We start from the raw sequence: 13037 nt of genomic DNA on the forward strand, positions 1-13037 counted from the left end.
GGTTTTGGAATCGCTGACCAACGGGAACTGCTCACTCACTTCGAACGACCGACGAAGCGGTAAAGCCGCGCGGTTGCTCGCCACGGTGAGAGGGGATCAACAATGGCGCAGGTGAACGGGCGCAGGCACACAACAATCAAGAGCTGGCCGCGTCTTCTCGCGGTGATGGTGCTGTCCTTCGCAGCTCTCGTCACGGCGCCCCTCCCCCTCGCCTCCGCCCAGCCCTGTCCCGACGTCGAGGTCGTGTTCGCCCGCGGCACCGGCGAGCCTCCCGGCGTCGGCGGCGTCGGCCAAGCGTTCGTCAACGCTGTGACCGAGCAAGCCGGCGGTCGGTCCGTCGCCGTGTATCCGGTCAACTACGAAGCCAGCGGCGACTTCGGCGCGGGCATCCAGTTCGCCAGAACCGTCGTCGACGGCATCCGCGACGCCGGCTCGCACATCGAAGCCACGGCCGCCAACTGCCCCAACACCAGGATCGTGCTCGGTGGCTACTCGCAAGGTGCGGCGGTCGCGGGCTTCGTCACTTCAGCCTCCGTCCCGGCGAGCATCCCCCCGGAGTTCTTGTCGTACATCCCCCAGCCGATGCCGCCGCAGGTCGCAGACCACGTCGCCGCTGTCGTGCTCTTCGGCAAGCCGTCGGACGCGTGGTTGCAGCAGTACGGCGCGCCGCCGATCGTGATCGGCCCCTTGTACAAGCCCAAGACCCTCGAACTCTGCAATCCCGACGACACGATCTGCAACGGCACTCCGGGTGGTCAACCCTCCGTCGCGCATGCCCTTTACGCGCTGAACGGGATGGTGAACGAAGGCGCAGCGTTCGCCGTGGGGCGGCTCTGACCGCCTCGCAACCGTCAAGACCGCTAACGCCTGTACGCGGACACGCCGCGGAATCTAGGCTGAGCGCAAAGCGAGCAATCAGATTCACGCGAAGGGGCGGGCATGAGATTCACGACGGTACTTGCGCTTGCTGTGGGCTTCGTCGCGGCGCCGTGGGTGAGCGCGGGCACCGCGTCCGCCTGGCCGTCGTATTGCGACGGCGTGGATTGCGTTCCGGGCGTGGCCCACAACGCCGTCGAGGGCCAGCACTGCATCGCCTCTGACCGCTACGCCTTCGGCCTCGGCTCGTCGCCTACCGACACCCTGATCTGCTCCGCCACCAACCGCTGGGTGTCGACAGAGCCTCTCGTCGGCGTACGTCCACTGGGTGCGCCCTGCCAAGGCGAGAAGGGCACAGCCCAAAGCCCCGACGGCCTGCCGCTGAGCTGCAACGGCCACGGCTGGGTGCAGGACTTCAACAAGATCTATTACGGCCCTTCGGTTTGACTCGACGCGCCGCGCACTCAACGGGCCTACGTCAGTTCGCTTGGGTCGCGGTGCTTGGCCAAGTTCTCGAGCCGCAACAGGCACTCCCGGTTCCGGACGTCCATCGCAATCTGCGCCAGTTGATCTGGCACCACATTCAAAGCGCCTCGCGCGGGGGTTTCTGACATCTCCACCCGACACCCGTTCGGGATGTCTGAAAGCCGCAGCGTCACCTTCGCCGCACCGAGCGGTCCCATCTTGGCCAGCAACACGAGTTCGCGTTCGGGCTCGCACTTTTCGGCGACGGTCTCGTCGTCGATCACCAGAGGCCACACACCGATCGAGTGCTGGATCGTGGAACCCGGCGCCGGCCAGTTCTTGTCGACGGCGCGCATGCGACTGTTGCCGACCACCCACTGCGAGTAAGTCCACCCGTCGGCCAGCACGTCCCAGACCCGGTGGCGTGGCGCGTCGATGTCACGCGTGACGGTCATGCACGAATCCTTCCGTCGCAGATGCTGACTTCCGGCCGACTGTTACCCGGCCTACGCGCAGCCGACGCGTGAACCTCATTACAACGGCGAGCTCAGCCTCCGACGGGGAAGCACCAACTCATCGGAACGAATGGCACGGGCGCACCGATGCACATGGTCACCGGAACCGGCGGCGGCGCGGGTGGCGGCGGCGCCGGTGCCACGCATGCGTTGGCTCCGGGATCCCAAACCGTCCCGCCGTCGCAGGCCCAGCTGACTGCCGGACTGATGACTGTCGTGGCGGCGAGAGGTCCCAACGTCAACGCGGCCAGCGACACTATCCACACCGCGATGCGGCGCAACTTTGTATTCATCCGAAGCCTCCTCGACGTCCCCGACCTCGGTCACTCAAATTTACGCTTTCTCGCATTTTGCGATCGCGAAATTCTGCTGTGGGCTTAGAGACATTAGTCCCTTCGCCCGGTGACCAATCGCCTTGGTGCAGCGCGAGCTTCGCGCCGTAGGGTCGATGTGACGTCGGACAAGGTTGGTTGCGTCTGGTCCCTCGTCAGGCGACCTGGATGCAACCGCGGATGTTAAGAAGCCAGCACCGCTCCTCCGTCGCCGCTCCGGCTACCCCAGCGTGGCCTTGATATCGGGGATCATCGCCTGCAACTGCGCTCCCCAGTAAGCCCAGTTGTGCGTCCCGTTCGGCGGGAAGTTGAACGTCGCATTGTGCCCACCGGCGGCGGTGTACTTGTCCTGGAACTTGATATTGCTGTCCCGGATGATGCTCTCGAGCACCTTGGCCGGTACGTCCGCGCCGCCGAGTTCGTTCGGCGTGCCGTTCCCGGCGTACACCCACAGCCGCGTGTTGTTGTCGACCAGCCGCGGGATCTGAACCGTCGGGTCGTTGCGGGCCCAGGCCGGATCGCTGGACGGACCCCACATCGCGTCCGCACTGAAGCCACCGGAGTCGCGCATCGAGATGCCGATCAAAAACGGCCCCATGGCCTGCGACGGGTCCAGCAGAGCCGACAGCGATCCGGCATAGATGAACCTGTCCGGGTGATACGCCGCGAGGATCAGTGCCGACGAACCGGACATCGAAATACCCACCACCGCATTGCCGGTGGGGCTGATGCTCTTGTTGGCGGCCAGCCACGACGGCAGCTCGGACGTCAGGAACGTCTCCCACTTGTAGGTCCACGTCCCGCCGTTGCCCACCGCCGGCTGGTACCAGTCGGTGTAGAAGCTCGACATGCCGCCGACCGGCATCACGGTGGCCAAGCCCGAATTCAGCGTCCACTCGAACGAGGGAAGCTCGATGTCCCAGCCGTTCCAATCGTCGCGGGCTCGCAAGCCGTCGAGCAGATAGATCGCGTGTGAGCCACCGGGCTGAAACTCGACCTTGATGTCACGGCCCATCGACGGCGACGGGACCTGAAGATATTCGACTGGAAGGCCTGGCCGGGAGAATGCTTTGGCGTCCGGTGCGCTCAACACGCTTGCCAAGCCGGGCAGTAAGACTGCGACCACCGCAGCGATCAACAGTCGACGCGCCCGGCGAACCGGCCGCAGCTCGCCTTCACCCATACCAAACCTCCAATGCCGAGTGCCACTCTCGCCGGAACTTACTACCCGCCCGGCGTGACCTCAATCACCATTCCTTTTTTGCGCGGCGCCGACGGTCAACTAAAAGTTGACGCTGTGGCATGGTCAACCTAAGGTTGACGCCATGCCTGCTACGCAGCTCGTCAATGTCCGTCTCGACGATCTCATCGACGCCATCAGGAAAGTTCACGCCGACGCCCTCGACCAGCTGACCGACGCGGTGCTGGTCGCCGAGCATCTCGGCGAGCTCGCCGACCACCTGATCGGCCACTTCGTCGACCAAGCGCGCAGGTCCGGCGCGTCATGGACCGAGATCGGCAAGAGCATGGGCGTGTCCAAGCAGGCCGCGCAGAAAAGGTTTGTGCCCAAACTCGAGACGACGCTGGACCCGGCGCAGGGCTTCAGTCGGTTCACCCCGCGCGCCCGGGCGGTGGTCGTGGCGGCGCAAAACCAGGCGCGCGAAGCAAGCAACGCCGAGATCACTCCGGCGCACCTCATCCGTGCACTGGCCGCCGACGAGAACTCGCTGGCGATGCGCGTCCTCGCTGAGCGTGGTGTCGACGTCGCAACGCTTCGTAGCGCGGCACCGCTGCCGCCGCGACAAGACGACATCCCGGCCCTCGTGCCCTTCAGCAGCGCATCACGCAAGGCTCTCGAGCTCACATTCCGCGAGGCGCTGCGGCTCGGCCACAACTACATCGGCACCGAACACATCCTGCTGGCACTGCTGGAGACAGAGGATGGCGACGGGCCATTGCACCGCCTCGGCGTAGCCAAAGCCGACGTGGAGGCCGACGTGGTCGCCGCATTGCAGGCGTTCGTCGGCGCTGAGGGAGCCGCAGCTGCTGACGATCCCGCGTAATGTCCGGCTCATGAAGCTCGACGAGCACGCGCGGGCGCTGATCGGATACGGCGCCGACGCCACCCTGGTCACCCTCAACCCCGACGGCAGCCCGCACGTCAGCGTGGTCTGGGTTGCGTTGCGCACCACACCCGAGGACGACGACGAGTTGGTGACCGCCCATCTGGGCGAGCACCGCAAGGTGCGAAACATCAAGCGCGACAACCGGGTTGCGCTTACCGTCCTCTCCGAGGACCGCAGTGGGCCCATGACGCCCTACCTTTCGATCACGGGCACGGCACGCGTGGAGGAGGGTGGGGCGCCCGAACTGTTGCGAGAGCTGGCCAAGACCATGATCGGCCCGGACGCGAAGTTCCCTCCGATGGACGACCCGCCGCCCGGCTTCGTCACTCACATCACGATCGCCAAGACCGGTGGCGTCGGCCCCTGGGCTGAGTAACCCATGTTTTCCGGCGCTTTCGTGTGACATCATGCGAGGCAGCTAAGGAGGACATGATGCGCCGCTGGTTGCTCGGACTGTTCGCTGCGATGCTGATCGCCGGCGTGTCCGTCGCACCTGACGCCTCTGCGGGCGTGGGCCCGATCGGTCGCCTCGGCGATACCCTGCGCGTCACCGACGGCACCGTCACCGCCGACGTCACGGTGAGCAGTGTGCTGCCGTCCGACATTCCGCCCGGATGGGGCTATCCGCCGCGGTGGCCCCGCTCGGAGGTCTGGCGCGCGCAGGTCGCGGTCACCGCGGTCGAGGTGCCCTCGAAGTCCGCGATGGCGCCGAAGTTTTCGTTTCAGGGCGTCACCCCCACCGGCGACGCCTACCTCCCCCGCAGCACCGACGCGCCCGACGCGCTGCAATACGCACTGCTCAACGCACCGCAAGGCTCGACCGTCAGCGGCGGTGTGTACTGGGACTGTTACCGCGACCTGGTGACCAATGTGGTGCTGATCGACCCGAAGACCGGTGTCCACCTGGCGCAGTGGAACATCTAGAGATCATCACCGCCTGCCGCGCTGACATCGACGAGCTGGCCGCCGTCGCCTCCCGCACGTTCCCGCTGGCGTGCCCGCCCGGCGCGACTGCTAGAAACATCACGGCTTTCATCGAGAACCAGTTGTCCGCCGAGCGGTTCGCGGAGTACCTCGCCGATCCCGATCGGGCCGTTCTCGTCGCCCGCGCCGGCAGCCGAATCCTGGGCTACTGCATGTTGATTCGGGGTGTACCGGACGAGCCGGACGTGCAGCGCTCGGTAACCGTCCGGCCCGCCGTCGAGCTGTCGAAGATGTACGTGCTGCCCGACGGCCACGGCGCCGGCGTCTCGGCCGCGTTGATGACCGCAGCCCTGAAGACAGCCACGGCGATGGGCGCCGAAAGCATCTGGCTGGGCGTCAACCAGCAAAACCAACGGGCACAACGCTTTTATGCGAAACACGGCTTCGAGGTCAACGGCACCAAGACATTTCAGCTGGGCAGTGCTGTCGAACACGACTTCGTGATGGTGCGACGGGTCCGCCCCATGCCCGATGTGCTGCAATCGGTCCAATGACCGACGACGACGCCGCCGCCAAGTTCACCCGGCTGGACTCAATGACATCCGTCGACGCAGCCGAGCTGCCGGCGCTCTATGCCTACCCCGACCAGCTGAGCGGGTGTTGGGTGCGGGCCAACATGATCGCCAGCGTGGACGGCGGCGCCACCGTCGACGGGCGCGCCGGTGGGCTTGCCGCTGCGGGTGACCGGGTGCTGTTCAAGATCATGCGCGAGCTCGCCGACGTGATCCTTGTGGGAGCCGGCACCGTCCGCGCCGAGAACTACTCGGGCGTCCAGTTGAGCGTGGCCTCCCGTCAGGCCCGCCAAGCGCGCGGCCAGTCCGAGATCCCACCGATCGCCGTGGTCACCGCGTCGGGCGCCCTCGATCCGGCCAGCCGCCTGTTCACACTCACCGAGACCCCGCCGCTGATCTTCACCACCGCCGCATCTGTCGAGGCCACACGCGACCGCCTGCAGGGCAACGCCGAGGTGCTCGACGCGTCGACTGGGGACCCGATCACCGTCGACCCGGCCGCGGTTCTGGGCATGCTCGCCGAGCGGGGGCTTCGTCGCGTGCTGTGTGAGGGCGGCCCGATGCTGCTGGGCGACATCGTGGCGCTGGGCCTGCTCGACGAGCTGGCGCTGACCATCGCGCCAATGCTGGTGGGCGGCGGCGCACCACGCGTGCTGACCGCACCGGGTTCCGTCGACATCCGGCTGCGCACCGCGCAGATCCTCAGCGACGCCGACGGCTACCTGTACTTGCGCTACAGCCGGGCCCTTTAGGTCTGCTCGCTAGTCTGGTCGGCATGCCGTTTTCCGGGCCGGGGCGCGCCGTGGCGATCGTCGCGACCGTCGGCGTGCTCGCCGGATGCGCCCCTGGCTTGGCTGCCAACCCGCGGTACGCCACCGACTCAGGTCACGGGTCGCACGCCGGCCCGACATCCGCGCCCGCCCCGCACGGCCCGCCGCCGGTCGAGGCACCGAAGAACGACCTCGCGTGGAAAGACTGCAGCTCGCGGCTGTTTTCCGAGCTGGCCGTGGCCCCGCCGGTCGGGGTGACGTTGGACTGCGCCAATTTCGACGCCGACCTCGACCCCATCAACAACGCCAGCGGAACCGTGACCATCGGCGTGGTCCGCGCCCGCTCGGCGCAGACTCCGCCCGACGCCGGGCCGCTGGTGGTCACCACCGGATCGGATCTGCCGTCGTCGGTCCAGTTGCCGACGTGGCTGACACGCGCCGGAACAGACGTGCTCAAGAGCCGGCCGGTCGTGGCTATCGACCGTCGCGGGATCGGCCTGTCCGGTGCGCTGGACTGCCGCGACTCGTTCGACCGGCAGGAAATGCACGACCAAGCTCAGTTCGAATCCGGCGACGATCCCGTCGCCAAGCTCGGCGAGATCGTCGTGACCGCCACCACCAACTGCACCGACACCATCTCCCCCGGCGACAACGCCTACGACAACTCCCACGCCGCCGAAGACATCGAGCGACTGCGGACGACGTGGGACGTGCCGACGCTGGCACTGCTGGGCATCGGGAACGGCGCGCAGGTGGCGCTGGCCTACGCCGGCCGGCATCCCGACAAGGTGGCCCGGCTGGTCCTGGACTCGCCGATTCCGCCCGCGATCAACGCCGAAGGCGCCGAGGAGCAGCAGATCAAAGGCGAGCAGGCCGCGCTTGACGCGTTCGCCGCCCAGTGTGCGGCCGCGAACTGCCCGCTCGGGCCGGATCCCAAGGGCGCGGTCGACGCGCTGATCGCGGCGGCCCGCGCCGGCCGTGGGCCGGGAGGCGCATCGACGGCAGCGGTCACGTCGGCGATCAGCACCGCGTTGGCGTTCCCGCGCGCAGACCGGGCGTCGTCGACGAACGCGCTGGCGACCGCGCTGGCGTCGGCACGCTCCGGCGACGTCAACCAGCTCAACAACCTCATCAATCAGGCGCAGTCGACGCGGCAGACCGACGGGCAGTTCGTCAACCAGTGCAGCGACTCCCTGAACCGGCCCACGCCCGACCGGGTCCGCGAACTTGTCGTCGAGTGGGGTAAGGAGTACCCGCAGTTCGGCGCCGTCGGGGCGCTCGATCTGGTCAAGTGCCTCAACTGGCCCAGCGGCACCGCGCCGCCGGATCCGAAGAACCTCAAGGTGAACGTCCTGCTGATGGGCGGGCTCAACGACGCGGTCGCGGGCAGTGACGGGGTGGCGTCGGTGTCGGCGACCGTGCTCAACGCCGGCGTGGCCAGCAAGCGGGTGATGTGGCAGGGCATCGGCCACGGCGTCAGCATCTATTCGCCGTGCGCGGTGCCCCCGCTGGTCGGCTACCTCGACAGCGGAAACCTTCCCGCGACCGACACGTATTGCCCCGCCTGATCTCGACATCGGCGTCGGGTACGGTGCGCTCGTGGCGCTTACAGACTCGGTACTAGCTGTCTTCCGGCCCCGCACCACCCCGCCTACTGCCTCTGCGGTGTTGCGCACGATCTTGTGGCCGCTGGCAATTCTGTTCGTGATCCACCGCAGCTACGTGCTGGCCACCAACGGCTACATCACCGACGACTACGGGCCGGTTTATCGCGCCGTGTCGAACTTCCGCCGCGGACTCGACATCTACAACGAGCACTTCGACTACGTCGACCCGCACTACCTGTATCCGCCCGGCGGCACACTGCTGATGGCGCCGTTCGGTTATCTGCCGGTGGACGCCTCGCGCTACTGGTTCATCTTCTTCAACACCGTCGCGATGGTGCTGGCGGCATACCTCCTGGTACGGCTGTTCAAGTTTTCCGTCACCTCGGTCGCGTTCCCCGCGTTGCTGGCCGCGATGTTCTGCAGCGAAGCCGTCATCAACACACTGGTTTTCGCGAACATCAACGGAATCATCCTGCTGCTCGAGGTGCTGTTCTTCCGGTGGCTGCTGGACGGAAAAGAGAGCCACCAGTGGTGGGCCGGTGTGGCGGTCGGGCTGTCGCTGGTGGTCAAACCGCTGCTGGCGCCGCTGCTGCTGTTGCCACTGCTCAACCGCCAATGGCGCGCGTTGGTGACCGCGATCGCCGTGCCGCTGGTGTTCAACATCGCGGCCTTCCCGTTGGTCGCCGACCCGATGAACTTCTACCGGCGGACCTTGCCGTACATCCTGTTCACCACTCGGGACTACTTCAACAGCTCGATCGCGGGCAACGGCATCTACTACGGCTTGCCGTCATGGCTGATTCTGTTGCTGCGGTTGATCTTCGGCGTCTTGGTGGTTGTCTCGCTGTGGCTGCTGTACAAGTACTACCGCACCCGCGATCCGTTGTTCTGGTACTGCACTTCGTCGGGTGTGCTGCTGATCGCGTCATGGCTGCTCGGTTCGCTCGGTCAGGCCTACTACTCGATGACGCTGTTTCCGTTCTTGATGACGGTGGTATTGCGCAACTCGGTGATCCGCAATTGGCCGGCATGGCTTGCTGTCTACGGCTTCTTGTCCGCCGACAGGTGGTTGCTTCAGTACTGGCCCAGCACCGGCAGGGCGCTGGAATATCTGCGTGTCACCTGGGGCTGGTCGCTGATGCTGGTGGTGGTGTTCAGCGTGCTCTACTTCCGCTATCTAGACGCCAAGGCCGAAAACCGGCTGCAGTTCGGAATCGACCCGCCTTGGATGACGGCCGACGAGCGGCGCGCTAGCGTGAACGCATGACGTCTCGCCCGAAACTCGAACTGTCAGACGCGGAATGGCGTGAGCGGCTCACGCCCGAGGAGTTCGAGGTGCTGCGGCGAGCAGGCACCGAGCGGCCGTTCACCGGCGAGTACACCGACACCAAAACCGAAGGTGTCTACGAATGCCGGGCCTGCGGTGCCGAGTTGTTCCGCAGCACCGAGAAGTTCGAATCCCATTGCGGCTGGCCGTCGTTCTTCGACCCAGCCCGATCCGACGCCGTGATCCTGCGGCCGGACACCTCACTGGGCATGACGCGCACCGAGGTGCTGTGCGCCAACTGCCACAGCCATCTGGGTCACGTGTTCGCCGGTGAGGGCTACCCCACCCCGACCGATCAGCGCTACTGCATCAACTCGATCGCGTTGCGCCTCAAGCCCGCTTCGTGATTTCGGTGCGCTAACCGGCGGTCAGCGCCGGTTAGCGCACCGAAATCGCTTAAGGCAGGCGCTCGACGAGCTGTTCCACCGAGACCCGCGGGCCGGTGAAGAACGGCGTCTCCAGACGCGTATGCCGACGCGCATCGGTAGCCCGCAGTTCGCGCATCAGGTCGACGATGCGGTGCAGCTCCGGCGCCTCGAACGCAAGAATCCACTCGTAGTCGCCCAGCGCGAACGCCGGCACGGTGTTGGCGCGCACGTCTTTGTAGGCCCGCGCCGCCATGCCGTGCTCAGCGAGCATGCGGCGGCGTTCCTCGTCGGGCAGCAGATACCACTCGAGCGAGCGCACGAACGGGTACACGCACACGTATGCCCCGGGTTCCTCACCGGCCAGAAACGCCGGGATGTGGCTCTTGTTGAACTCGGCGGGCCGGTGCAGCGCCACGCTGCTCCATACCGGGGTGCTGGCCCGGCCCAGGGCCGTGGTGCGCCGGAAATCGGAATAGGTGGCCTGCAACGCCTCGACCCGGTCGGCGTGCGTCCAAAACATGAAGTCCGCATCGGCCCGCATGCCCGCGACGTCGTAGACGCCGCGCACCACGACGCCGTTGTCCTCCTGCTGCTTGAGGAACGTGGCGGTTTCGTCGACGACGGACGTGCGGTCGTCGCCCAAGGCGCCCGGACGTACCGCGAACGCGGAGAACATCAGGTAGCGGATCGTGCTGTTGAGTTCGTCGTAGTCGAGCCGGGCCATGCCTCTATCGTGCCACGGACGCCCTGACGAGCCGGTTGGCCGCCGCAGCGCCCGAGGCGATGCACGCGGGCACCCCGATGCCGTCGAGGTAGTTGCCCGCCACCGCCAACGTGTCGGGCAAGCCGGCCCGGATCCGCTCGACCAGACCGCGGTGGCCGGGCCCGTACTGCGGCATCGCGTCCAGCCACCGCGCCACGTGCACGTCGACGGGGTCGACCGCGATCCCGAACAACGCCGCCAGGTCGTCGAGCGCCCACGACACCAGTTGATCGTCGCTGGCCGTGTGGGCGACGTCGTCGCCGAAGCGCCCGAAGCTCAGCCGCAGCAGCTCGACGTCGCCGGGTCTCCCCCACTTCCGGCTCGACAGCGTTATCGCCTTGGCGCGCAACGGTTCTCCGCTGGCCACCAGCACCCCGGAGCGCTGCGGCAGCTGAGTGCCGGCGGGCAGGGCCAACGCGAGCACCACCGACGACGCGACCGGGATGCGGGCAGCAGCCGACGCGGAGTCGGGGGCGACGTCGGCGAGCAGAGCCGCCGCCTGCTGCGCGGGCACCGCCAGTACCACCGCGTCCGCGTGCTCGTCACCGACCTGCCAGCCGTCGGCGTCCCAGCGCAGCGACGTCACGGCGCTCTGCACTATCCGCGCGCCGCTTCGGCGGCGAAGCTCGTCGACGAGCCGCCGGTATCCCCCCTCGACGGCGCGGAAGACCGGGCCGCCCGACGGCGGCGGCAGCGCCGCGCGTGCCGCTGCAGTCAGGCTGGCTGCGCCGTTGTCCAGCGCCGACGCCACTCCGGGCGCGGCCGACCGCAGACCGATGCTGGCCGCCGAGCCGGCATAGACGCCGGCGAGCAGCGGGTCGACGGACCTGGTTACCACCTGCGAGCCGAACCGATCGGCCACCACGTCGGCGACGGAGACGTCGGCGCCGGTTGTCCACCGCCATGGTCGCGACGCCTCGGCGGCGATCTGCGCGACGGTGGCGTCGTCGACGAGGCCGGCCATGGACTCCGCCGAGGTGGGGATGCCGTTGACGGTGCGTTCCGGTAGCGGGTGCAGGCCGCCGCCGGCGTAGATCAGCGGGCGAACCCCGGTGGTGTCGACCTGTGCGTCGGCCATCCCGAGCTCGGCCAGCAGCGCAGGCACTTCCGGACGCCGCGCGACGAACGCCTCGGCTCCCACGTCGACCGCGTGTCCCGCGAACGGAACGGTGCGCAGCGTTCCGCCCAGCGTGTCGGCGGGCTCGAAAAGCGTGATCTCGGCGTCCTCACCCAGCAGCCGCCGCAGCGTCCACGCCGCGGACAGGCCCGAAATACCGCCTCCCACAACGCAATACAGGACGGTCACAGAGAGTGCACCAGCGTGACCAGTTCGGTGACGACACCCGGGTCGGTATCTGGTAGCACCCCGTGGCCGAGGTTGAAGATGTGCCCCGCCGCCCCGGCGTCCACCGCGCGGCGCCCGTCGTCGACCACGCGGCGAGCCTGCGCCTCGACCACCGGCCAGCCGGCCAGCAGCACCACCGGGTCGAGGTTGCCCTGCAACGCGGTCCCGGGACGCACACGGGACGCGGCGTCGGTGAGCGACGTGCGCCAGTCCACCCCGACCACCGAGGCGCCCGCCGCCGACATCGCGCCGAGCAGCTCGGCGGTGCCCACGCCGAAGTGCGTCATCGGAATCCCCGCGGCGGCCAGTGCGTCGAAAACCCTTGTGCTGTGGGGCAATACGTACTCGGTGTAGTCGGCCAGCGACAGCGCGCCGGCCCAGGAGTCGAACACCTGGATCGCGTCGACGCCCGCGTCGACCTGGACGCGCAGGAACGCGATGGTCAGGTCGGTCAAGGACGCCATCAGCGCATGCCAGCTCTGCGGATCACCGAGCATCATCGCCTTGGTGCGCTCGTGGTGCCGGCTCGGGCCGCCCTCCACGAGGTAGGACGCCAGCGTGAACGGGGCGCCGGCGAAGCCGATCAGCGGGACGTCACCCAGCGCATCGACCAACAGCCCCACCGCCCGCGAGACAGATGAAACACGTTCCGGCTCAAGCGGTTTCAGTGCCTTGATATCAGCAAGGGTCCGGACGGGGTGTTCGATCACCGGCCCGACGTCGGGCACGATGTCCAATGCGATACCCGCCGCACGCAGTGGCACCACGATGTCGGAGAACAGGATCGCGGCATCCACCCCGTGCCGGCGCACGGGCTGCAGGGTGATCTCGCAGACCAGTTCGGCGTCGAAGCAGGCCTCCAGCATGCTGCGCTGGGCCCGCACTGCGCGGTACTCCGGTAGCGACCGGCCCGCCTGGCGCATGAACCACACCGGGATACGGCTCGGCTTGCGGCCGGTCGCGGCCGCCAGGTACGGCGCCTTGGGCAGGTCACGGCGGGTACTCATCACCACCCATGCTGCCATGGGCAATCCGGCGCGCCTGCCA

16 protein-coding genes are annotated in these 13037 nt (G+C 67.5%); 10 read left to right on the forward strand and 6 right to left on the reverse strand.

Annotation, left to right across the window (positions count from 1 at the left end):
- Nucleotides 1-165: 165 nt before the first annotated feature.
- Both AC5Y4N_RS09710 and AC5Y4N_RS09715 read left to right on the forward strand, forming a co-directional pair.
- Nucleotides 166-837: a cutinase family protein gene (locus tag AC5Y4N_RS09710; protein ID WP_499910654.1), complete on the forward strand. Its 672-nt coding sequence runs from the start codon at nt 166-168 to the stop codon at nt 835-837.
- A gap of 102 nt (nt 838-939) precedes the next feature.
- A complete protein-coding gene (locus AC5Y4N_RS09715) occupies nt 940-1323 on the forward strand; it encodes a hypothetical protein (RefSeq protein WP_499910581.1) in 384 nt (127 codons plus the stop codon).
- Nucleotides 1324-1349: 26 nt separating this feature from the next.
- On the opposite strand, the gene AC5Y4N_RS09720 is transcribed toward AC5Y4N_RS09715, so the two are convergent.
- From AC5Y4N_RS09720 to AC5Y4N_RS09730, 3 genes are all read right to left on the reverse strand, one after another.
- Nucleotides 1350-1796, reverse strand: coding sequence for an SRPBCC family protein (locus tag AC5Y4N_RS09720; RefSeq protein WP_499910578.1), 447 nt, complete (start codon nt 1794-1796; stop codon nt 1350-1352).
- Between the two features lie 92 nt (nt 1797-1888).
- Nucleotides 1889-2149, reverse strand: coding sequence for a hypothetical protein (locus AC5Y4N_RS09725; protein WP_499910576.1), 261 nt, complete (start codon nt 2147-2149; stop codon nt 1889-1891).
- A gap of 259 nt (nt 2150-2408) precedes the next feature.
- A complete protein-coding gene (locus tag AC5Y4N_RS09730; protein WP_499910574.1) occupies nt 2409-3371 on the reverse strand; it encodes an esterase family protein in 963 nt (320 codons plus the stop codon).
- Nucleotides 3372-3714: 343 nt separating this feature from the next.
- On the opposite strand from AC5Y4N_RS09730, the gene AC5Y4N_RS09735 reads away from it, so the two are divergent.
- Genes AC5Y4N_RS09735 through msrB form a run of 8 tightly spaced genes read left to right on the forward strand, consistent with a single transcriptional unit; the run spans nt 3715 to nt 9861 of the window.
- A complete protein-coding gene (locus AC5Y4N_RS09735) occupies nt 3715-4251 on the forward strand; it encodes a Clp protease N-terminal domain-containing protein (RefSeq protein ID WP_499914333.1) in 537 nt (178 codons plus the stop codon).
- 10 nt (nt 4252-4261) lie between these two features.
- Nucleotides 4262-4690 carry a TIGR03618 family F420-dependent PPOX class oxidoreductase gene (locus tag AC5Y4N_RS09740; protein ID WP_499910570.1) on the forward strand — a complete coding sequence of 143 codons (429 nt, stop codon included), beginning with the start codon at nt 4262-4264 and terminating at the stop codon, nt 4688-4690.
- Nucleotides 4691-4746: 56 nt separating this feature from the next.
- A complete protein-coding gene (locus AC5Y4N_RS09745; protein ID WP_499910568.1) occupies nt 4747-5238 on the forward strand; it encodes a DUF1942 domain-containing protein in 492 nt (163 codons plus the stop codon).
- Complete coding sequence (locus tag AC5Y4N_RS09750; RefSeq protein ID WP_499910566.1) at nt 5226-5792, forward strand: GNAT family N-acetyltransferase; 567 nt, start codon at nt 5226-5228, stop codon at nt 5790-5792. Before AC5Y4N_RS09745 ends, AC5Y4N_RS09750 begins: the two co-directional genes overlap by 13 nt.
- Complete coding sequence (locus AC5Y4N_RS09755) at nt 5789-6562, forward strand: pyrimidine reductase family protein (protein WP_499910564.1); 774 nt, start codon at nt 5789-5791, stop codon at nt 6560-6562. The genes AC5Y4N_RS09750 and AC5Y4N_RS09755 overlap by 4 nt, the downstream gene beginning before the upstream one ends.
- 14 nt (nt 6563-6576) lie before the next feature.
- Nucleotides 6577-8148, forward strand: coding sequence for an alpha/beta fold hydrolase (locus AC5Y4N_RS09760; RefSeq protein WP_499910649.1), 1572 nt, complete (start codon nt 6577-6579; stop codon nt 8146-8148).
- Between the two features lie 31 nt (nt 8149-8179).
- Complete coding sequence (gene aftC, locus AC5Y4N_RS09765; protein ID WP_499910562.1) at nt 8180-9454, forward strand: arabinofuranan 3-O-arabinosyltransferase; 1275 nt, start codon at nt 8180-8182, stop codon at nt 9452-9454.
- Nucleotides 9451-9861: a peptide-methionine (R)-S-oxide reductase MsrB gene (gene msrB / locus AC5Y4N_RS09770; RefSeq protein ID WP_499910560.1), complete on the forward strand. Its 411-nt coding sequence runs from the start codon at nt 9451-9453 to the stop codon at nt 9859-9861. Before aftC ends, msrB begins: the two co-directional genes overlap by 4 nt.
- 49 nt (nt 9862-9910) lie before the next feature.
- Here msrB and hemQ read toward each other — a convergent pair whose 3' ends face one another.
- The 3 genes from hemQ to hemE are packed head-to-tail and all read right to left on the reverse strand — an operon-like array spanning nt 9911 to nt 12997.
- Entirely contained in the window at nt 9911-10606 is a 696-nt protein-coding gene (hemQ, locus tag AC5Y4N_RS09775; RefSeq protein WP_499910558.1) for a hydrogen peroxide-dependent heme synthase, read from the reverse strand.
- Between the two features lie 4 nt (nt 10607-10610).
- The gene (locus AC5Y4N_RS09780; protein ID WP_499910556.1) at nt 10611-11951 is read right to left on the reverse strand and encodes a protoporphyrinogen oxidase; all 1341 of its coding nucleotides are present in this window, start codon (nt 11949-11951) and stop codon (nt 10611-10613) included.
- The gene (hemE, locus tag AC5Y4N_RS09785; RefSeq protein WP_499910554.1) at nt 11948-12997 is read right to left on the reverse strand and encodes a uroporphyrinogen decarboxylase; all 1050 of its coding nucleotides are present in this window, start codon (nt 12995-12997) and stop codon (nt 11948-11950) included. The genes AC5Y4N_RS09780 and hemE overlap by 4 nt, the downstream gene beginning before the upstream one ends.
- Between the last annotated feature and the right edge of the window lie 40 nt (nt 12998-13037).

Source organism: Mycobacterium sp. NGS19 (assembly GCF_059813155.1).

Bases quoted from the DNA above. Each gene is read 5' to 3' on its own strand.
- AC5Y4N_RS09710 (WP_499910654.1), top strand. From the start codon at position 166: ATGGTGCTGTCCTTCGCAGCTCTCGTCACGGCGCCCCTCCCCCTCGCC.
- AC5Y4N_RS09715 (WP_499910581.1), top strand. From the start codon at position 940: ATGAGATTCACGACGGTACTTGCGCTTGCTGTGGGCTTCGTCGCGGCG.
- AC5Y4N_RS09720 (WP_499910578.1), bottom strand. From the start codon at position 1,796: ATGACCGTCACGCGTGACATCGACGCGCCACGCCACCGGGTCTGGGAC.
- AC5Y4N_RS09725 (WP_499910576.1), bottom strand. From the start codon at position 2,149: ATGAATACAAAGTTGCGCCGCATCGCGGTGTGGATAGTGTCGCTGGCC.
- AC5Y4N_RS09730 (WP_499910574.1), bottom strand. From the start codon at position 3,371: ATGGGTGAAGGCGAGCTGCGGCCGGTTCGCCGGGCGCGTCGACTGTTG.
- AC5Y4N_RS09735 (WP_499914333.1), top strand. From the start codon at position 3,715: ATGGGCGTGTCCAAGCAGGCCGCGCAGAAAAGGTTTGTGCCCAAACTC.
- AC5Y4N_RS09740 (WP_499910570.1), top strand. From the start codon at position 4,262: ATGAAGCTCGACGAGCACGCGCGGGCGCTGATCGGATACGGCGCCGAC.
- AC5Y4N_RS09745 (WP_499910568.1), top strand. From the start codon at position 4,747: ATGCGCCGCTGGTTGCTCGGACTGTTCGCTGCGATGCTGATCGCCGGC.
- AC5Y4N_RS09755 (WP_499910564.1), top strand. From the start codon at position 5,789: ATGACCGACGACGACGCCGCCGCCAAGTTCACCCGGCTGGACTCAATG.
- msrB (WP_499910560.1), top strand. From the start codon at position 9,451: ATGACGTCTCGCCCGAAACTCGAACTGTCAGACGCGGAATGGCGTGAG.
- hemQ (WP_499910558.1), bottom strand. From the start codon at position 10,606: ATGGCCCGGCTCGACTACGACGAACTCAACAGCACGATCCGCTACCTG.
- hemE (WP_499910554.1), bottom strand. From the start codon at position 12,997: ATGAGTACCCGCCGTGACCTGCCCAAGGCGCCGTACCTGGCGGCCGCG.